The 314-nt window shown below is 60.5% G+C and carries 1 protein-coding gene; it reads left to right on the forward strand.

What is annotated here, in order from left to right; translation table 11 throughout:
• Positions 1-314 (forward strand): GTP-binding protein (locus AXE65_RS04220; RefSeq protein ID WP_193393233.1); only part of this gene is annotated, 314 nt, incomplete at both ends.

The raw sequence follows: 314 nt of genomic DNA on the forward strand, positions 1-314 counted from the left end.
AAATTTGAACGCAACAAACCGCACATCAACGTGGGCACCATTGGGCACGTTGACCACGGCAAAACCACATTGACCGCTGCGCTGACCAGAGTCTGCGCGGAAGCTTGGGGCGGTGCGGTGCGCGCGTTTGACCAGATTGACAACGCGCCGGAAGAAAAAGCGCGTGGTATCACCATCAATACCTCCCACGTCGAATACGACTCCCCCGCGCGTCACTACGCCCACGTCGACTGCCCGGGTCACGCCGACTACGTGAAAAACATGATTACCGGTGCCGCGCAGATGGACGGCGCGATCCTGGTCTGCTCGGCCGC

Origin of the sequence: Ventosimonas gracilis, from assembly GCF_001580025.1 — a bacterium.
GTDB classification, from domain to species: Bacteria; Pseudomonadota; Gammaproteobacteria; order Pseudomonadales; family Pseudomonadaceae; genus Ventosimonas; species Ventosimonas gracilis.